Origin of the sequence: Pyxidicoccus fallax (genome assembly GCF_012933655.1) — a bacterium.
GTDB lineage: Bacteria > Myxococcota > Myxococcia > Myxococcales > Myxococcaceae > Myxococcus > Myxococcus fallax.
On record NZ_JABBJJ010000051.1, the window covers coordinates 1 to 18652 of the forward strand.

An 18652-nucleotide genomic window follows, 5' to 3' on the forward strand; every position below is an offset into this window, starting at 1 on the left:
TGGGCAAGAGCTGGAACTGGTTGCGATACAGGCCCTGCAGACTCTCGCTGCCGCTGGAGACGTCCGGCTGCACGCCCGAGTGCACCACCTCGGTGATGACGTACTCGCCCGCGAAGGTGCCGTCCTCGGGCGAGTCCACCTCCAGCACGTACCCGGGCGTCAGCCGGGGGGCAATCGCCGCGCCCGACAACGTGCGGCCGCCCACGCTCGCGGCTTCGGTGCGCACGCTGGCCGCCGCCTTGCCCACGCCCGGCGCCACGTAGCCGGCCGGGTAGTCATACAGCTCCAGCTCCGCCACGCCCTGCTTCGCCTTGCCCTTGCCGGAGATGTCCACCGCGGGCTTCTCGAAGTCGAAGTCCTTCAGGTGCACCGCGCCGGGCCGCAGCCGGTGCACCACCTCCAGCGACGAGAGGTACTCGGCATCCACCGCCTCCTTGCCCAGGCTGGGACGCAACGGCAGCGTCTTGCCTTGAGGCAGCGGCGCGTGCGCGCTGGGCTTGTCGCCCAGCACCAGCGTGTGGCCCGCGTCCGTGTGCTCGAAGAAGTAGAAGATGCCTTCCCACTCCATCAGCCGGCTGACGAAGGCGAAGTCACTCTCGCGGTACTGCACGCAGTACTCGCGCGCCGCGTAGCTGCCCGATAGCGCCAGCCGCACCTCCACCCCACCCTCGCCCAGCACGGCCTTGAGGATGTCGGGCACGCTCTGGCCCTGGAAGATGCGGCTCTTGTGCACCTGGGACAGCCGCCACAGCCTGGGCACCACGTGGGCCCGGTAGCGCTGGCGTCCCGTCTTCATGCCCAGCGACTCCACCGCGCGCACCTGGCCGTGCACGTAGCGTGGGTCGCCATCACGCACTGACAGCGTCACCCGCGCGTCCTGGCCCACCAGGTCCGTCACCGCGAGCGGCGCCCCGTCCCTGGTGAAGAAGTCCACGCGGAAGTCGAACAGCCGGCTGATGCCCTCGATACCGGAGAATCCCGAGACACTCAGGGCCTCGGGTCCGTACGAACCAACCTTCACGGAGAACGCAGGCGAACTGTGTCGAGACATGGCATTCCCTTCGCCCAAGGCGTGCGTCCGCCGGCGGCCGGGATCAGGACTGGAACCCTATCACACGGGCACGACACCCGACTCGGGATGCAGGTGCATGGCGCGGGTACCTGCCGACCTGGCCGATGCAACGCCCGACGCTCGCCGGGCCCCCTTGCGCCCCACCGGCTTCGAGTGGGATTGCTGAGCGGCGCAACGACAAGCGCATCGCCCCACCGCATCCAGGGCGGCTCGGTACACGGCAACGGACATGGCTCCTCCACGACTCATGATGGATGTGTACGAGGAGCACCTCAGCGAGGCGGGCTTCCTCTGGGAACGCTGGGAGCGCGGCCTGGCGTCACCGGCCGTGGACCTCACGGTCACCGCGGCGCGAGAGGAGCGGCTGCTCGCCCACCTGGACGCCCTCACCGTGGGAGGCTCCGAGGTCGCTGGAGCGCTGCTCATTCCCACCCTCGATTCGAAAGCACCAACAGAGGTGGCCGCGGCCGCCTTCGCGCTGCTCGCGAGCGGTGAGGAGGGAGCCAGGAAGGTCCTGGAGCGGCTCGAAGCGGGTAAAGGCCCGGCACTCGCGGGAATCCAGCGCGCCCTGGAACTCGACGACTCGCTCGCCCCCGCGGCGCTCCTCCCCCTGTTGGGCTCACCGAGGGTGGATGTCCAGACGCTGGTGCTGGGAGCGCTGGTGTTCCGGAGGGCCGTCTCCCCCACCGTCGTGGAGAAGTTCCTCTCGCACGGTGACCCGAGGCTCCAGAGCGCCGCGCTGCTCGGCCTGGAGGGACGTCTCGACGAGACGCACAGGAAGGGACTCCAGGCCGCGCTCGACTCTCCTCATACGGGCGTGCGACATGCGGCGCTCACCGCGGGACTCATCGCCGGCCTCCGTGGAGCCTGGGAGCGGTGCCGGAAGTGGGCCGGGGAGAGCTCGGCGGTCGGCGCACAGGCAAGGGTCCTCCTCGCCCTCGGCGGAGGCGAGCAGGACATCACGGGACTCGTGAAGTTGCTGGAGAACGCCGTGTTGCGTCCCTCCACCCTCTGGGCCCTCGGCTTCAGCGGCCACGTGTCCGCCGCGGAGGCCTGTCTCGCGTGGATGGACAAGGACCGGGGGACGGCCGCGCTCGCGGCGGAGGCGTTCTCCGCCATCACCGGCTTGCGGCTCGAAGCCCCCTACGTGGCGCCCGCCAGGGTTGCCGCCGAGGAGCCCATTCCCCTGGAGGAGGAGGACCTGGACGCCGACCTCGTCCCCACCCCGGAGGATGCGCTGGCCACTCCCGCCCCCGCCGCGGTGGCCGCCTGGTGGAAGGAGGCACGGACACGCTTCGACCCGGGCACCCGCTATCTGCGGGGACTCCCCTTCAGCGCCCAGGCGCTCCTCGAGGCGCTCCGCCAGGAGCCGATGCGCCGGCGGGGCGTGCTGGCGCTGGAGCTGGCCATCCGGAGCCGGGGACAGCTCCGGCTCGAGGCCCGGGCCTTCACCCGCCGTCAGGCCTCCGAGCTCGCCAGGGCCTTCGCCTCCCTGGCATCCCTCTCACCCCGACGCTTCGATGGACTGATGACGCAGGGCTGAGACCGCGCTGGCGGCGCGGAACTCAACCCATGATGTTCTTCTTGTTGTGGAAGAGCGGGTCGCCCAGGCGGCACACGTTCTTGCCTTCGAACTTCACGTCGAAGGAATACATCATGAACTCCGCCGGTCCCTTGGTGGAGCCGCTCACGACACCTCCGCCGGCCGTGCCCGCCTCGTCGCCCGCCGTCTGCTTGTACTGGGCGCCCTTCACCATGGGCATCTTGGCGTTGACGGTGACCGACGACGGCCCCTTCGACGCGTCCGAGGACATGCCGGTGTTCGGATAGGGAATCGGGACGGGGCCTCCGGGCGAGGGCGTCTTGCACACGTCGGGAAACACGATGCTCTGTCCCCCGCTGTCCTCGCTGGCGATGCCCCGGCCATTGGCGAATACCTTCGTGCTCATCGCGTCTCCTGACGGCGGACCGCATCCACCAACGCGGCTCCTCGAGCCTCACGGTCGGACGAACACCATATCAGGCAGGGCGCGTCCCTGTAGCCCCGCTGGAGTCCGATGGCCGCGAGCGACACCAGCAATGGCCCGAGCGCGGCGCCCGGGTCTCCCATGCAGTCGATGGGGTGCTCGAAACGGAAGCCCTCCTCGAAGTATTGCGAGTGCCGCAGGTAGGCCACGCCCCACTCCTTGGACCAGAAGCTCTCGCCGTTCAGACCGGCGTAGACACACCGGACCCGAGGCGACGGTCCGGCCAGCGAGGAGAACAGCTCGCGGAATGCATCCGACAGGCCTTCTCCGAGATGGGGCTCCGTCGCATACAGGTGTCCCTTCTCGATGCCGGCACCGACGCCCAGGACGCTGGCCACGGGGGACAACCCGAGCCGCTGTCCGCGGCCGGGCCGGCCCAGCAGCATGAAGCTGGCGCCTTCGCCGGGCACGAAGCCATCCGAGAGCCCGTGAACCCGGAGGCGCTGCTGCTCCCACATCACGTCCAGCAGGGGGAGGTCACAGTAGGTGTCCACCCCGCCCACGAGGACGAGCTCCTGAGGGGTGGAGGCCAGTCTGCGCTGCGCCTCCGCGAGCGCCAGCAGGCCTCCCGCCCGCCCCTGGGGAAACAGCCTGCTGCCGCGGATATCCAGCTCCACACCGGACTGGTGCGCCAGCTGCTCGAGGAACTCCACGCCAAGCCCAGCGTCATCCTCGGGAAGGGCCAGCAGGAGCGCGGGCTTCGAAGTGCCGTGGGCCGCCTCCTGGAGCGCGGAGGACGCCAGCCGCAACATGCGCGCGTGACGAGCGGAGGGACGCGGCCAGGTCTTTCTGGGGAGGTTCAGCTCGGGCAGGAACTCGTCGTTGAGGAAGCCCGCCAGGATGGGCTCGGAGTGCCGGTCGGCGAAGGAGGACTCCCGCACGCGCACGATTCCGGCCCGGAGGGCGGCGGCCACGGCCGGCGCGGTGAGCCCCACAGGCGTCACCATCCCGAGCCCCACGATTTCCGCGGCCTGCGTTCGCATGGACCCTCGAACTACGAAGCCCCTTCGAGGGACTTCAGCTGGATGTGAGCCAGGCGGACCTTCAGCGCCTTCTTGTCGCAGGGCACCGCGCTCCGCCAGAGCATGCACAGACGCTTGTGTCCGGGCTCGAGTTGCACCGTCTCCAGTTGCACCGGAGGGTCATGGCGCTCGCGAGCGATGTAGAGCGAGACGCCCAGGGCACAGCGAGGCAGGGCGAACCGCAGCGCCCCCTCGGGGGAGACATTCACGAGCTCCACCGGCTCGCCACCCTTCAGGTGCCCCGAGCTCCGCAGCCCCTCGGACGCGGTCTGGAAGAACTCGCGCTTGAAGTCGAGCGGGAGGTAGGGAGCCCGGGTCATCCGCCACGTGTCGTTGTAGGTCCCCGCCAGGGACACCCGAGGCGCCCATGAGGGAGGCACGTGCCCCACGCCAAAGGGCCTGGGGTTGTCCGCCACGGATTGGATGAGGTTCGAGGGGTCCTCCAGGTTCGGCAGCCGGGTGCCGAGCATCTCCGAGTGGCTCCGCTTGCCCCGGAAGCCCACGCCCACGGGGTTGCGGAGCTCGGCCAGGACCTGCTGCTTCTCCGGGTCCACCACATGGGTGCCACCGAAGGCGCGCTCGTAGACGAGCGGCAGGGTGACGAAGGGCACGGGCGAGGAGATGCGCGGAGCCATGACGCCACGGCTCCACTGGCGGTCTCCAAAGACCTGGATCACCTTGCGCAGCTCCCCCACCCTCACGCCGACGAGGCAGGACTCCACCGGGCGCCCTCCGGGCGCGTGCGCCTCCCCGATGAGGACGACGTCCGTATGCGGCTTCAGGAGGTGGACTTCGCTCGCGTACTTCAGACTCGACTGCCCGGGCGTGCCCCAAAACTCGTCCGACACCACCAGGGGACGCTGTTTCGCGGCGACCCGCGGTGCCCCGCCCTGCAGGTCGAAGGTCGCCTTGACCGTCACGTACGCGGTGTCGACTCCCCGCTCGTCGGGAAGAATCGCGATGTTGGCGATGAACGGAGTGTCGTTCTGGAGCTGAAGCATGAGGTGGCCGCGGGTTCAGCGGGCCGGCTGGATTTCGACCTGCGCGTGGGTCCTCGTGCGCAGCAGGGTCAGTGTATCCGTCACGTCCACGTCGACCTGAGCCATGCCGGGGCGGAGGGCCTGGAAGCCCCTGAAGGTCGGCCCCATGCTCCTCCCGTAGGCGAGCACGCCTTCTGGGGGTGTGAAGTTGACTCGCCACCTGCCGGGAGCCGCTGCGTCTTTCAAATGGACTTCGACCTGCACCTCCTGCCCCACCTGGATGGGGCTCTTGGAGACCGTCACCTTGTCGAGCCGGGGCAGGTGTTGGGACACCTTCTGCTTCACGTGCCGCTCCATGTAGCCCTGGATGGCGCGCGCCAGCGGCTCCACCGGGATTCCGGTGTTGTCCTCGCGAATCTCCACGCACACGTTGTGGAAGACCCAAACCATGCTTTGCCTGGAGTCCCTGGGTGTCTTGATGGAGAAGTGTCCCAGTGACTCCGGGCCTCGAACGTAGGGGCTGATAGGCACAGAGTTCAGCGTGACGGCCTTCGCCACCAGCTGGTCTCTCGCCCCGGCGGGCCCGTCGCTAAAGACGAAGACCTCCACGATGAGCACGCCCGCGCCTCGCCGGAAGTACCACTGCCTCAGCACCATGCCAGACTTGGGCAGCGGCACGAGGGCGTCCGGGCCGGGCTCCCACCCGTTCTCGCGCGAGGGCAGGAGTTCCGCGAGGCCTCCCCAATCCGCGACGACTCCCACGTCCGCGTCCTCGACGACAGGAATCCTGTCGAACCCCACCTGCTCCTTGAAGAGCTTCAGTTTGAGATCGTTGACGTCCATGACTTTCACGGGAGCGGTGCTCAACAGGCCCCAACTCATGACCACAGCGAAAAACGCGCCTTGAATCGGCATGACCTAATAGACCGACGACACGCCCGGCCTGCCAACCACCTGGTCCACCCTGCCACACTGAGGGGCATGAGGCGCAGCCACCGCCTCGGTAACGTTGTACTGGGCCATCAGGCGTTCCAGGGCCAGCCGGTACACGACCGGGTCGGTATCGATGCTCGCCTCCAGGTACTCCGCTTCCGTTTCGTTCCCCGTATGCGGACCCGCGCAGGCATCCAGGCTTTGTCCTCCCAGACGGCAGAACGCATGGTTGTTGAAGCTGGTCCGCTTGGGGTCGTAGGGCATGGTGAATCGGTCGCTCTGGGTGTACTCGAAGAAGGGGTTGTTACACATGCCCACCCCAACGAGATTGGTCGGCTTGATGAAGCCGAAGGGCTCCAGGAAGCGCCACTCAACCTGGGTTCCCAGCGCACCACATAGCACCTGGATCGCGGAGGCCTGGTCGTAGCAGTTACACCGTTCCTCACCCCGGATCAGGTATTTCTTGAGCTGGAAACGGTTACCTCTGTCGCCGTAGGCGGCTGCTCCATCCTGCACGTCGTAGTGAAGACCGTGACCGGTATGACAATAACGGGTGACCTGCTCGGCCACTCTCGCATCCGTCTTCGCCCCCACCACCCCAGCCTTGGCACAAAGAAAGCGCAGCGCCTCCGCCCAGACGCCATGCTCTTCGAAGGGCTTGATAGGCTTGCCCAGGACGAAGAACACCTCCACGGGCGTGCTCCCCACGGAGATGGTGGCCTCGGGAGACGAGGCGATGAGGCTCCACTCTACGTCCCCCCGGACCCACTGGATTTCGTCGGGCAATCGCTGGAGCCTGGCTGAAATCACGTGCTCCCCCGCGCCAAGGGGGCTGTCTCCGGTGACCTCCAGGTCGCCCAGCGTGCCCTTCAGCTTTCCCTGCCCGCTGACGTTCTCCGACTCGATGATGTGGAGCTTCACCTCCACGTCCTGCGTGGCACCCGGGGCCCCGCGAATGGGTAGGGCCGCCGCCCGCTTGGAGTAGTTGGACTTCTCCGGCAGCCCCATCAGCTTCGCGTCGGTCCACTCGTCCGAGACATCCACTCCCTTCTCCCAGTGGGGAAGCGGAACGGTGCTCCCGTCTCGGCTGACCAAGATGCCGTTCTTGAAGGTCACCTCAAGAATCTCGGCCCGCAGCTTCCACGGCTTGAGCTCGGCGGAAGCCGCCAGCGCGACGTTGACCCCCTCTCCGATTTCCATTCCGTACCCGCCTCCAGACGCCTGGAAACAGTGACACGCGCGGGATGTGCCCGACAACAGCCCCCCGGTGAGATGCCGAATGCCTTCTGAAGGGCTGGGACACCCACATCTTCACATCCCGTGCTGACGCACGAAATACAGGGATTCGGAAGGCCTTTTCCCAGTCTCTCGGGAGCCGCGTGGTGAAGAGAAGGTGTCCGAGATGGCGCCCGCGCACTCCATCGTGCTGGGGAGCGCCTGTCAGGTTGGCAGCACGCGACAAGGTCGCTGCCAGACGCACCCGGAGTCTGCGAAGAGCAGCCCGTCCACGCCAGCGCCTCACCCTGCCGTGCCCCGCAGGGTGAGCGCGACGTCACCACGCGGCTGCATCCGAGGGGTCCCCGGCTGGAGTTCGAGGATGCGTGCCGGATTGAGTGAGGGATTCGGGAAGGCGCACGCCTCCCAACCGAGTCTTCGGCGGGTGGCCGCGGGGTTAGCGGGCCGGCTGGATTTCGACTTGCGCGTAGGTCCTCGTGCGCAGCAGGGTCAGCCTGTCCGTCACGTCCACCGCGACCTGAGCCGTGCCGGGGCGGAGTTCCCGGAAGACCCCAGAGGTCGGTTCTATCTGCCCATAGGCGAGTACGCCGTCCGGGGGGGTGAATCTGACGTGCCACCGGCCCGGAGCCGCCACGTCTTTCAGATGGACTTCGACCTGCACCTCCTGCCCCACCTGGATGGTGCTCTCGGAGACCGTCACCTTGTCGGGCCAGGGCAGGTGCTGGGACACCTTCTGCTTCACGTGCCGCTCCATGTAGCCCTGGATGGCGCGCGCCAGGGGCTCCACCGGGATTTCAGTGTCATCCTCGCGAATCGTTACGCACACGTTATGGAAAACCCAGACCATGCTTTGCCAGGAGCGAATGGGCGTCTGGATGGAGAAGTGTCCCAGTGACTCCGGGCCTCGAACGTAGGGGCAAAAGGGCAGGGAGTTCTGAGTGGCCTCCGCCACCAGCTGGTCCCTCGCCCTGGCGGGGCCGTCGCTGAAGACGAAGAGCTTCACCATGAGCGCGCCCGCGCCTCGCCGGAAGGACCATTTCCTCAGCACCTTGCCGGGATTGAGCAAGGGCATGATGTCGTCCGAGACGGGCTCCCACCCGCTCTCGCGCGAGGGCAGGAGTTCCACCAAGCCTCCCCAATCCGCGACGACTCCCACGTCCGCGTCCTCGACGTCGGGAATCCTGTCGAATCCCACCTTCGCCTTGAAGTGCTTCACGTTGAAATCGTCGTGGTCCATGGCTTTCACGGAAGTGGTGCCCAACAGGCCCCAGCACAGAGAGAACCATGCCTTGAATCGGCATGGCCTCGTAGACCAACGACGCGCCCGGTAGACCAACCCACAGGCCAGTCAGCTGCCGCCCGTGCCCACACGGGCTGCGTCCGGCGGGCCTTGGTAGAGTGCCCCCATGCGACGAAATCGCCGGCCCATCCGTGGGGGAGTGGCTCAGGTACTGCTGTTCATCGTGAGCAGCGTGCTGCTGCTCGCCGTCATCGCGCTGGTGGGCGCGAACATGTGGCTCCGCAAGCAGTACGAGCCCACGCTGGAGGCGTTCCGCAGAGACCTCACCCAGCACGTGGACCTGTTCTGCGAGCAGCAGGCGAAGCTCGCCGCGGACCCGTGGTTCCATGAGCCGCGCACCGCGGGTGACGCGGGGCCGCTCCTCAACACGTGGCTGGAGTGGGACCCGGGGCCGGCGATGCCCGCGGACTCGCCGCTCCAGCTTCCCGCGGCGCTCGCGGAGAAGAAGGACTGGAAGGAGCTCGTCGCTTCGGAGGTGGATGTCTCCACGCTGGACTTCGGATGGATGCGCCAGCTCCAGACCTATGACCGCTGGGACATCGTGAAGGACACTCCATTCTCACGCTCGAAGCCGTTCAATCTCACGACGGCCCCGATACCGAACTACATCATCCTGCAGACGTGGGCGAAGCTCCGCCTCGTCCATGGCCTCCGGACAGGACAACCGATGGAGGCCGCCCGTGACGTCCGGCACCTCGCGTGGCTCGCCTATCGCTCCGACACCCTGCTGGGCGCGATGATTGGCGCCGCGCTGCTCCGCATCGAGAACAGGGCCCATGCGTCGATGGAGGCGCCTCCGCCGGAGTGGCGCCCGATGAGCCTCGACCAGATCGAGCGCATGCGAGCCGTGTTCTTTGCCAGCATGGCCTTCTCCAGTGTCGCCACCCCCACCGATGTGGCCCGAAAGGCGCGCCACTGCGGCTCGGGCATCAGCCGGTGCACCGGCCTGACGGAAGCCAGCATCTACGGGAGGTACCTCAAGTCTCTCGCGGAGGACTCCTATCGGCCGGCGTACGACGCGCTCGCGGCAGAGCTTGCATCGGCGCCATGCCCCACCTCCGCCGCCAGGACCATCTGGGAACACGGCGCCATGATCGACGACACGCCCCCGTCAGGCAGCGAGGCTGAATGGTTGCTCAAGCTCCCCGGCGGTCTTGGCCGGAAGCACGTCGCCGGCATCCTGATGGCGAACGGCACACAGCAGATTGACCGGCTCAAGGAGCTCCCGGACGCGTCCACCGCGCCGGCCTCCGCCAACACCACGCCCTGAGTGGCCGCTCTGGGCATCAGCGTCCTGTGGCTGGACGGCAAGGTCTTCCGCGGCTCCAGCAAGCCCTCCCGAGCCTGGATGAACAGGCTCGTCGACTGAAGTTGAAGCAACACCGGGTGAGCACTTCGGCGCCAGCTCCCGCAGGTGAACGGCCCGTCAGTGCTCTGTTCCAGCGTCACCAGCGCGAGTCGCGGGACTCGAAGTGGGAGGCCGCCCGCGTCGAATGACAGGCATATAGCAACCGCCCTTGTACACGTAATAGTCCTCGCCGCAGTCCTTCAGTTCCACGGGCACCTTGAGCCAACAGCCTCCATTGATGGGGACCTGAGGCTTGCTGGGACAATGGCCGTTCGCATCTGGCCGCCTTTGTCCCGGGAGGGGCCCGGGAGGCACGTCCACGGCGACGATCGACCACGCGACAGGGACCTCACTGAGCGGCACCGGAGCCGTCAGCGCCGCATCTCCGACAGCGACGGTGCCACCATCCTTCGCGGCCTCCTCCACGGAGGCGTGCTCCTGCACGGACCCCTCTCCGAGTTGCGCGCGCAGCATCCACCCGGCGCCCAGCGCCAGTGCTCCCGCCAGACTGGCCGCCGAAAGCCAGACGTGCCTGGAGCGCCCCGGCGCCCGACGATGAACCGGCCTGGGCTCGACCCGGCTCTCCACGGGGCGAGGCGCCTCCCGCTCAAAGAGGGGCCCATCCGCCTCGGGCCCGGCATGGCGCACGGCCTCCTCCAGCGCCTCGGCCAGCTCGCGGGCACTGCCACGAGCCTCGGGAGGAAGGGAGAGCATCCGGGACGTCAATTCACTCAATTCCTGGCAGCAGCGGGGATTGAGCGCATGGACGGACGGGGCGCCGGCTACCTCCTCCCGCCAGAACTGCGACGCCACCTCTGGCGGAAAGGGGTACTCGCCGGTGACCAGCCGGAAGGCGGTGACACCCAGCGCGAAGACATCATCCGCGGGCCCGGGCGCGTAGGGCACGATGGGCTCGACCATGGGAAGGCGCACGGAGCGCCACGCCTCGGGTGAGCGGTAGGCGGGCGTACCGGGAGGAAACGGCGGCTGCGTGAGCGTGGCGGCGCCGAGGTAGTGCCCGGAGCCGAAGTCGGTGAGGAAGGCCCGTCCCTCCGCGTCGCTGACGAGGACGTTGTCGCCCTTGACGTCCCGGTGCACTCCTCCCGAGGCATGGGTTGCCTCCAGGGCCCGCGCGAGGCTGGCGAGGACGTGGAGCACCTGCCGGGAGCCAGGCCGCTGCTCGTGCGCCCATTCGTACAGCGACACGCCGTCCACCCACTCCATGGCGAGGTACGGGAAGTCGAGGCCGGAGGACTGTCGCCAGACGCCATGGTCGACGAGGCGCGGGACGCTGGGGTGACGGATGCGGGAGAGCAGCTCCACCTCCCTGGCGAAGCGCTCATCCTGGGGATGCAGGGCCAGCTTGAGGGCGACGGGACCGGAGGAATCCTGCACGCCAATGGCACGATAGACGGCGCCGTAGGCTCCCAGCCCGCGTCGCTCCAGCACGCGCCAGGGCCCCACCCGGGTTCCCAGGGGAAGGCGCGCCGGATTCAGGTGGGCAGCGTGCATGGGTTGCCTCGCGAGGAACCGCGGTCCGTTCCGCTCGCCAGCAGGTTACCTCCTTCCCATGCTCGCCTCCGCGATCCGCGCACTCCGGCGCCCCCCTTTGGCGCCGTGAAAGGAGGCCTGCCCTCCCACGGCGCGCTCACCGCGCTACTTCTTCAATACCGACACGGGAGTGAACGGCTGCCGAGCAACCCGTCGTCGGGCACGGAGCGCCCCTTGGCTCTGGCGGACGAGAGGCACTCGAAGCTGCCTATACCTGGCTGGTAACGCGTCGGTAGGCTTTCGACCCAGCGGGTATCACGGAGTCATGGAGGACCCCGGGACGACGCAATCGACTGGCATGGTCGGAATTTCCGGAATCATCTTGAACTCGAATGTTTAAAAATTAATATGGGTATGCAGGTTTCGCGGCCCTTGGATTGTCTTGGGTGAAGCCAGACGGCCATGCGGACGCCGCTCCTGCATAACCCGTAGCCGTCTCAATGGAGTGTATATGTCGAGTGGAACCGCGCCGTTGCTGGCAACGGCAGCCTTGTTCTTTTCCGCGCCCGTGACGACCGCCTTCGCTGGGGCGGCGGAGGCACCGCTGACGCTCCACGCGGGTCCTCCGTCCCGGGTCATGGACCTGAGTGCTTCCGCCGATTTCGCGGGGAGTGGCCCTTCCCTGGCCTCCCTCGTGGCGCCGGGTGACTTCGATCCATCGTTCGGCACGGGCGGCATGGCCCTCTACCAGCTCAGCGGCGCGACGCTGCGAGTCGACTCGGTCCTGGTGCAGCCGGACGATCGGCTCGTGGTCACCGGAAGACTCCGGTCGAGCACGGGCTGCGGCGTGTTCGCCTCCCGGTACAACGCCGATGGGACGGTCGACACGACCTTCGCGGGGGGCACGGGCCTGGTGACGACGCTGCTCGCCTCGGGCACCTGCAATGCCACTCCCGCGCCTGCGGCGCTGCAGCCGGATGGGAAGATTGTCATTGCGTCCACTCGAGACCAGGCAGGCCCGACGGACTTCGCCCTGCTCCGCTATACGGCCAGCGGTGCCCCCGACACGACGTTCGGGTCGGGAGGATTGGTCATCTACAATTACGTGATGTATGACCATGCCACCGATGTGGCGATCCAGCCGGACGGCCGGATCCTGCTGGCGGGGGCCTCCTCCAACAACACCAACCTGGACTTCGTGGTGGCCCGGTTCACGAGCACGGGCGCCCTGGACAGCACGTTCGGATTCGGGGGCCGGGCAACCTACGGCTTCGCCTCGGGCAGCAACGACAGCCTGTCGGACATGGTCCTGCAGCCGGACGGCAAGGTGTTGGTCGTGGGGCTCACCTACACCCCGGGGACGCCGGACTTCGGCCTGGTGCGATTCACCGCCTCGGGGGCGCTCGACTCCTCCTTCGGAAGCGGAGGCGCCCTGAAGATCAACCTGTTCGGGAGCACCGACCAGGCCATGGCGGTGGCGGTGCAGACCGACGGCAAGATCCTGGTCGGAGGCAATGCCTACTACCCCGCGGGAAGCCAGTACTACATGACGCTCCTCCGGCTGAACGCGAGCGGCACCGCGTACGACACGACCTTCAACGGCTCGGGGCAGGCCTACCTCAGCTTCGGCCCCACCGACAACATCATCACCCATCTGGCAATCCAGGCGGACGGCAAGATCGTCGCGGGCGGCTACACGAGCCTCACCTCGCGCGGGTACAACTTCGACGCGGCCCTGGTGCGGTTCCTCCCGACGGGAGCCCTGGACTCCTCCTTCGCGGGCGGCGGTGGGTTCACGTACGAGGGCTTCACGGACAGCCATGACCTGACCGGGGGCATCGGCTTCCAGTCGGACGGGAAGATCATCGTGGGTGGCACCAGCGCCAACTCCATCCGGCTCTCCCGCCACGGGAACTGAGCCCTGAGCCGAGGCGCTCTCCGGCCCCGGCCCTCACGAGCCCGCGTCCCAGGAATGGACGCGGGCTCCGGGAGAAGCGCCGCGCTCAGGTACCCCGGCCCGGACGGATGCGGGGCGTGACGTCCCGAGTCGAGGGGGCCTCGGAAGGCGCGGAGGACACCCCCCCACGCGAGGAGGGCGTCCGGAGGGCGCCCGTCCTTCGCGCCAGCACGTCGCGGATGGCGTGGGCCAGCGCGGCCTGCCCATGCGGATGGGGTGCCACGGGCGCGGGCAGCGCGCGGAGCCGCTCCTCCACCTCGCTGCCCCGCGGGGGACGGTCCTCCGGCCGGAGCCGGAGCAGCGACATGACCACCGCGTCCAGCTCGGGAGGCAGCTCCGGGCGCAGCACGGAAGGAGGAGGCAGGCCTTCGATGGTGGCCTGGATGGAGGCCCTCGATGTCTCCTCGGGCCCCACCAGCACGCGCCGTCCCGTCAGCGCCTCGTGCAGCGTGAGGCCCAGCGCGAAGAGGTCCACGCGTCCGTCGAGCGGCTCGCCCATGAGTTGCTCGGGCGCCATGTAGTCCGCCTTGCCGCGCACGTGGCCCAGCCGGGTGACGGAAGCGTGGTTGATGGCCCGGGCGATGCCGAAGTCACTGAGCTTCACGTCGCCGATGCGGGACAGGAGGATGTTGGGCGGGTTGATGTCGCGATGGACGAGGTTCAGCGGCACGCCGTCCCGCGACGTGCGCCGGTGGACGTAGTCGAGCGCGGCCGCGAGCTCCGCTCCCAGGAAGGCCACGGCGTGCGGCGGGAGCGGGCCGTGCCCATCGAGGAGCTGGCGGAGCGACAGCCCGTCCACGTACTCCATGGCGATGAAGTGCGTGTTCTCCAGCCGGCCCACGTCGAGCATCTGGACGATGTTGGGGTGCTGGAGGAGCGAGCCCAGCTCCGCTTCCCGGCGGAACAGGGCGATGAACTGCGGGTCCTCCGCGTAGGCCGGGAGGATGCGCTTGACGGCCACCGTGCGCTCGATGCCGCCCTCCGGGCTGTAGGTGGCCCGGAAGACCTCCGCCATGCCGCCCACGCCCAGCCGCTCGTGCAGGAAGTAGCGGCCGAGCAGCTCCTGCTGGCGGATGGCCCGCAGCGCCTCCTCCGCCATGCTCCGGTACTGCTTCGCGATGAGCTGCGCGAGCCAACCCGTCAGCAGCAGGTACATGCCCCTCACGAGGATGAGTGGCGGAGACAGCATCAGCGGCACCGGCGGAGACAGCCGCGGGTACGCGGCGACTGCGTACAGCAGCAGCAACTGCGCGGTGGTGATGGCCGCCGAGAACAGCGGCAGGCGCGGGTCCGAGCGGATCGCCGAGATGACGATGGCGGCGGTGGCGATGATGAGGATGGGATTGGTCAGGGCCAGCTCGGCGCTCGAGAAGCGGACGTCGAGCAGGAACATGATGCCGTAGACCGAGCTCTCCAGCCCGACGTTGAGCCAGGTGAGCCGGGACGTCAGCTCGGAGGTCGGCTCGGTCCTCTGCAGCACGCGGTGGATGATGCCGTAGTAGAGCGCGTAGCCCGCCGTCACCGCCGCGACGGAGCCCGCGTAGTCCCAGCCGATGAGGGGCCCGAAGCACAGCGTGGAGACCACGCAGCACGCGGCGGCGAGGCTGATGAACCGCGCGATGGTGACCTCACGCGCGGCCGCGCCCTGCCTCAGGTGCTCCTTCAGGAGCTGAGGCGCGATGGGCGCGGACCGCGATGAGCGCAGGGGGCTTTCCATGGGCGGAACGGAAAGCAAGATACGCGGGAATCAGAGGTTCGGCCATGAGCCCGCGCGGGAGGGCCGTCTCACTCCCCTCTCAGCGGCGCGTCTCCCTCCAGGCGGCGCGCTTCGACAGCCACATCATCGGCGGAGTCAGGGGTCGGGTAGCGCCGTCCGTCCACGTTGAAGACGAGCATCCCGAAGGTCGCGGGCACACCCCACCGCAAGGGACTCGTGGCCACGAGCGTCTGCTGTCCGTATGGGGACGCGTCACTGTCGGAAAAGGCCACCGTGAAGGCCACCCGCTGGGACGACACCACCGTCCCCAGGCCGAGCAGGCCCACCGGGAGCACGACCTCCACCCTTCCCTCGTGCAGTTCCACCTCGGGAAGCGCGGCGGGCGTCTTCTCCGGGAAGAGCCAGCGCGCCTCCACGCCTCCGTCCTCACGCAACGCAAGGCCGAGCTGGCGCACGGCGCAGTCCGCCTTCTTCGACGTGTCGCACGAAACGTCATCGGCCATCCGCCACCAGAGCTCCAGGTGGTCGGCCGCGAGGAAGCGCGCCGTGTCCGCTCCCACGGGCACGGGACGTGCCACGTCATCACGGACCTCCACGCGCACGCGCACGGAGTCCGGACGCTCCCGGAGCGCGGACACCCGCAGGGAGGCGTCCGCCTCGCCGGACCAGTGCTCCTTCCCGAACGTGACGCGATTGACGGTGGGCGGCAGCGGCTGCGCTCGGACCAGCACGGGAATGAGCGCAGATGCGCCAGGCCGCGGCTGCTCCTCGCCAATCTCGTGCTGCCAGGCCTCGAAGCGCAGGCGCTCCCAATCCTGTTCGTAGCCGTAGGCCTTGACCATGTCGTGGCTCGACCCGGCCGCTGCCACCAGGGAAGGCCTGCCGTCGCGCAGCGCGACCCGAACCCTCGCGTCCCATCTCGAGTACCCGTCCTGCAACTCGATCGTGGAGCCCAGCGCGAGCCACGGCATTGACGTGAGGGCTCCCGCGTCAGGCCGGTCCGCGCCCTGCTCCTCCTCTTCGGAGCGCACGCACCTGCCCGAGTTCCGCTCCTGCGTCAGCAGCCAGCGCACGGAGGGACTCTTCTCGATGACGTACCAGAAGCTCAGCGCTTCATCCTCGACCTTGGAGCACAGCAGCGCGACACGCTCGGGCACCCTGTCTCCGTCGAGGTCCCCGCGCCACAGCGTCCGCACCTCCAGCCGGGCCTCGGCGGCGCGGGGCTCCAGCCAGGCGAGGAACTGGCGTTCGGCCGCGCGCTCCGCGCCGGAAGTACGAGACGGGGACGCGGCGCGAGCGGAGGTGCCACCATCCGGTGCCGCGGTGAGCCCCGGGCTCCCCACCAGCAAACCTCCCAGCACCAACCCCTGGCACCACCGACGTGTCCCACGACGCATGTCCGCACCTCCAGGGGCATCATCCCCCGAAGGCCCCCCTCGCGCTCAACTGGACGAGGAGCCCCGACACGTCAGGGGGTGCCATTGGGGCAACGCCCACCGTGACAGGGGCATGACTGGGAGGAGGCCCCGCCCGCCGCCGCTGCTCACCGGCGCAGCAGCGAGAGCGCATTGGGCACCGCCGCGCCGCTCGCCGTGTTGTCGAAGATGCACCACACCTGACGCCCGGCCCGCTGATGCGCGGACAGCTCCGCCGCCAGCCCGTCCAGGTACGTCTCGGAGTACTCCGAGTGATACATCTTCGGTGAGCCGTGCAGCCGGTAGTACACGACGTGCCCGTCCGGCGGCGGTGCGGCACTGACCGCGGGCGGGTCGGCCCTCACGAAGCCTACGCGGTGCTCCTCCAGCAGCAGCCGGGGTTCCTCCGCGAACCAGGTCAGGTGCCGGGGCTCGCAGACGATGCCGGTCCCCGTCCGCTCCCGCAGCGCCTGGAAGAAGGGGCCCGCCGCCTCCGGCTCGTAGCGGAGGGTCGGCGGCAGCTGCACCAGCAGACAGCCCAGCTTCTCCTCCAGGTGGCCCGCTTCGCCCAGGAAGCGCTCCAGCGGCTCCCGCACGTCGCGCAGGCGCCGCTCATGGGTGATGACCTTGGGCACCTTCACCGAGAAGCGGAACGCCTCCGGCACGCTGTCACGCCAGCGCGCGTACGTGGCGGGCTGGTGCGGGCGGTAGAAGGAGGTGTTGATCTCCACCGCCGGGAACACCCGCGCATAGCGCTCCAGGTGGGTGCCCTCCGAGGGGAAGTGCGCCCCCACCGCGCTCGACAGGCTCCAGCCCGCGCAGCCGACGTACCAGGGAGTGCCCATTACAGCGCGGGCACCGTCCACCCCCGCGGGTAGATGAGGTAGGTGGTGCCGCCAGAGTGCCGCAGCCACAGCGGCTCCAGCTCCGAGCGGAGATAGGTGCGCCGCACGTTGGCGTTGCTGGAGCCCGCCGGGTCGTTCACCACGGCGTTGCCCGCCGCATCGAAGCCCACCAGCACGATGAGGTGCCCGGCGACGGAAGGAAGGGGCGCGCCCGTCAGGTCCCCCTTGCCCCACGCGACGCTGAGGATGACCGGAACCCCGGCGGAGACCCACGCCTCCAGCTGGGCGAAGCTGGTGAAGCGCGCCACGTGCGCCTGGAAGCCCTGGGCCGCCGCGTAGGCCGTGTTGAAGGGCCAGTTGCCGTGCCCGCGGTAGTACCAGTCATGGACGCCACTGACAGCGGCCCGCACGCCCGGCTCGCAGGCGCTGGTGTCTCCCGCCCAGTACTTGAGCACCATGGCCGTGGACGTGGGGCTGCACCAGACCTCGCCGCCGTCCGGATACACCATCTGCGAGCACGCCGGCACCGCGAGCACCTGGTTCCAGCGGGCCGGGTCACCGGGCGGGACGCTCGGGTTCTTCTCTGGCGAGGAGGAGACGGTGACGGCGCTCGCGCTCAGCGTGGGTGTGGCCACACCGTCCGCGCTGAACAGGCGCACCTTCACCTGCCACGCCGTCGCCGCCTGCTTCGCGGTGACGAGCAGCGTGTCGATGGCCACCTGCGCCACCGTGTCCGCCTGCGAGCCCACCGAGTGGCGCCGCACGGTGGCGAAGTCGGAAGCCCACACGCCCAGGCTGTACCACTTCGTCCAGGTGCCGTTGACCTGCACGCGCAGCAGCGTCTCCACCCAGGTGCCCGCGGGCGTGCTGGCCTCCCAGGAGGCAATGGCCTCGCGGAAGCCGAAGGCGCTGGTGACGATGGGGCCGGTGGCCTCGCCCTGGAAGAACGTGCCGCCGTTGTAGTAGGTGCCCCCCGCGTAGCCGCCCGGCCCGTACGGGTCCGTGCCCGGCCAGGCCTGACCCGGCAGCAGCACCAGCGAGCCGTCCGCCGCGCGGGCCACGCCACTGAGCTGCCAGGGCGTGAAGTCTCCCCGGCCCGCCACCCAGCGGGTGGAGGCGCTCTGGCCCGCCAGGGCCGCCGCCGGTGCGAGTGCGAGAATCGTGAGCAGCGCGAGTACGGCCGTGACGGGCTTCCTCATACGGTGCGTGCCTCCAGGGGGAGAGTCACCCCCAGCGTACCCACCCCGCGTGCGGGGCCAGCGCTGAATGATGGCGTTCGTCCACTGGCGCGCACGGCGACAGGGTGGGG

Annotated in this window: 15 protein-coding genes; 3 read left to right on the forward strand and 12 right to left on the reverse strand. The window is 68.8% G+C overall.

Annotated features, from left to right (window positions below; all coding sequences use genetic code 11):
• On the reverse strand, positions 1-1051 hold a 1051-nt coding region (gene tssI, locus HG543_RS13715; protein ID WP_169345191.1), incomplete at its 3' end, for a type VI secretion system tip protein TssI/VgrG.
• A 250-nt stretch (positions 1052-1301) separates the two neighbouring features.
• Here tssI and HG543_RS13720 point away from each other — a divergent pair.
• Positions 1302-2615: a TIGR02270 family protein gene (locus tag HG543_RS13720; RefSeq protein WP_169345192.1), complete on the forward strand. Its 1314-nt coding sequence runs from the start codon at positions 1302-1304 to the stop codon at positions 2613-2615.
• A 22-nt stretch (positions 2616-2637) separates the two neighbouring features.
• Here the strand turns inward: HG543_RS13720 and HG543_RS13725 are convergent, their stop codons facing one another.
• From HG543_RS13725 to HG543_RS13750, 6 genes are all read right to left on the reverse strand, one after another.
• Complete coding sequence (locus HG543_RS13725; protein ID WP_169345193.1) at positions 2638-3021, reverse strand: DUF4150 domain-containing protein; 384 nt, start codon at positions 3019-3021, stop codon at positions 2638-2640.
• Complete coding sequence (locus tag HG543_RS13730; protein WP_246357001.1) at positions 3018-4082, reverse strand: hypothetical protein; 1065 nt, start codon at positions 4080-4082, stop codon at positions 3018-3020. The genes HG543_RS13725 and HG543_RS13730 overlap by 4 nt, the downstream gene beginning before the upstream one ends.
• An 11-nt stretch (positions 4083-4093) precedes the next feature.
• Complete coding sequence (locus tag HG543_RS13735) at positions 4094-5122, reverse strand: DUF2169 family type VI secretion system accessory protein (protein ID WP_169345194.1); 1029 nt, start codon at positions 5120-5122, stop codon at positions 4094-4096.
• A 15-nt stretch (positions 5123-5137) separates the two neighbouring features.
• Positions 5138-5944 (reverse strand): hypothetical protein, encoded by an 807-nt coding sequence (locus tag HG543_RS13740; RefSeq protein WP_169345195.1) that lies wholly within the window; start codon positions 5942-5944, stop codon positions 5138-5140.
• Between the two features lie 75 nt (positions 5945-6019).
• On the reverse strand, positions 6020-7234 hold the full coding sequence (locus HG543_RS13745) for a hypothetical protein (RefSeq protein ID WP_169345196.1): 1215 nt from the start codon (positions 7232-7234) through the stop codon (positions 6020-6022).
• 472 nt (positions 7235-7706) lie between these two features.
• Positions 7707-8507 (reverse strand): hypothetical protein, encoded by an 801-nt coding sequence (locus HG543_RS13750; RefSeq protein WP_169345197.1) that lies wholly within the window; start codon positions 8505-8507, stop codon positions 7707-7709.
• A 169-nt stretch (positions 8508-8676) separates the two neighbouring features.
• Here HG543_RS13750 and HG543_RS13755 point away from each other — a divergent pair, with 169 nt between their 5' ends.
• A complete protein-coding gene (locus HG543_RS13755; protein WP_169345198.1) occupies positions 8677-9840 on the forward strand; it encodes a hypothetical protein in 1164 nt (387 codons plus the stop codon).
• 156 nt (positions 9841-9996) lie between these two features.
• On the opposite strand, the gene HG543_RS13760 is transcribed toward HG543_RS13755, so the two are convergent.
• Positions 9997-11430: a serine/threonine protein kinase gene (locus HG543_RS13760; protein WP_169345199.1), complete on the reverse strand. Its 1434-nt coding sequence runs from the start codon at positions 11428-11430 to the stop codon at positions 9997-9999.
• A 547-nt stretch (positions 11431-11977) separates the two neighbouring features.
• On the opposite strand from HG543_RS13760, the gene HG543_RS13765 reads away from it, so the two are divergent.
• A complete protein-coding gene (locus tag HG543_RS13765; protein WP_169345200.1) occupies positions 11978-13327 on the forward strand; it encodes an NHL repeat-containing protein in 1350 nt (449 codons plus the stop codon).
• 85 nt (positions 13328-13412) lie between these two features.
• Here the strand turns inward: HG543_RS13765 and HG543_RS13770 are convergent, their stop codons facing one another.
• From HG543_RS13770 to HG543_RS13785, 4 genes are all read right to left on the reverse strand, one after another.
• Entirely contained in the window at positions 13413-15083 is a 1671-nt protein-coding gene (locus HG543_RS13770; RefSeq protein ID WP_211193910.1) for a serine/threonine-protein kinase, read from the reverse strand.
• A gap of 68 nt (positions 15084-15151) precedes the next feature.
• Complete coding sequence (locus tag HG543_RS13775) at positions 15152-16480, reverse strand: DOMON domain-containing protein (protein WP_169345201.1); 1329 nt, start codon at positions 16478-16480, stop codon at positions 15152-15154.
• A 146-nt stretch (positions 16481-16626) separates the two neighbouring features.
• Positions 16627-17343, reverse strand: a complete 717-nt coding sequence (locus HG543_RS13780) for a DUF72 domain-containing protein (protein WP_169345202.1) — start codon at positions 17341-17343, stop codon at positions 16627-16629.
• A complete protein-coding gene (locus tag HG543_RS13785; RefSeq protein ID WP_169345203.1) occupies positions 17343-18542 on the reverse strand; it encodes a C39 family peptidase in 1200 nt (399 codons plus the stop codon). The genes HG543_RS13780 and HG543_RS13785 overlap by 1 nt, the downstream gene beginning before the upstream one ends.
• Positions 18543-18652 lie beyond the last annotated feature (110 nt).

Coding starts and splice junctions, on each gene's coding strand:
- HG543_RS13740 (WP_169345195.1), bottom strand. CDS start 5,944: ATGGACGTCAACGATCTCAAACTGAAGCTCTTCAAGGAGCAGGTGGGG.
- HG543_RS13785 (WP_169345203.1), bottom strand. CDS start 18,542: ATGAGGAAGCCCGTCACGGCCGTACTCGCGCTGCTCACGATTCTCGCA.
- HG543_RS13725 (WP_169345193.1), bottom strand. CDS start 3,021: ATGAGCACGAAGGTATTCGCCAATGGCCGGGGCATCGCCAGCGAGGAC.
- HG543_RS13730 (WP_246357001.1), bottom strand. CDS start 4,082: ATGCGAACGCAGGCCGCGGAAATCGTGGGGCTCGGGATGGTGACGCCT.
- HG543_RS13720 (WP_169345192.1), top strand. CDS start 1,302: ATGGCTCCTCCACGACTCATGATGGATGTGTACGAGGAGCACCTCAGC.
- HG543_RS13780 (WP_169345202.1), bottom strand. CDS start 17,343: ATGGGCACTCCCTGGTACGTCGGCTGCGCGGGCTGGAGCCTGTCGAGC.
- HG543_RS13745 (WP_169345196.1), bottom strand. CDS start 7,234: ATGGAAATCGGAGAGGGGGTCAACGTCGCGCTGGCGGCTTCCGCCGAG.
- HG543_RS13750 (WP_169345197.1), bottom strand. CDS start 8,507: ATGGACCACGACGATTTCAACGTGAAGCACTTCAAGGCGAAGGTGGGA.
- HG543_RS13770 (WP_211193910.1), bottom strand. CDS start 15,083: ATGGAAAGCCCCCTGCGCTCATCGCGGTCCGCGCCCATCGCGCCTCAG.
- HG543_RS13755 (WP_169345198.1), top strand. CDS start 8,677: ATGCGACGAAATCGCCGGCCCATCCGTGGGGGAGTGGCTCAGGTACTG.
- HG543_RS13775 (WP_169345201.1), bottom strand. CDS start 16,480: ATGCGTCGTGGGACACGTCGGTGGTGCCAGGGGTTGGTGCTGGGAGGT.
- HG543_RS13760 (WP_169345199.1), bottom strand. CDS start 11,430: ATGCACGCTGCCCACCTGAATCCGGCGCGCCTTCCCCTGGGAACCCGG.
- HG543_RS13735 (WP_169345194.1), bottom strand. CDS start 5,122: ATGCTTCAGCTCCAGAACGACACTCCGTTCATCGCCAACATCGCGATT.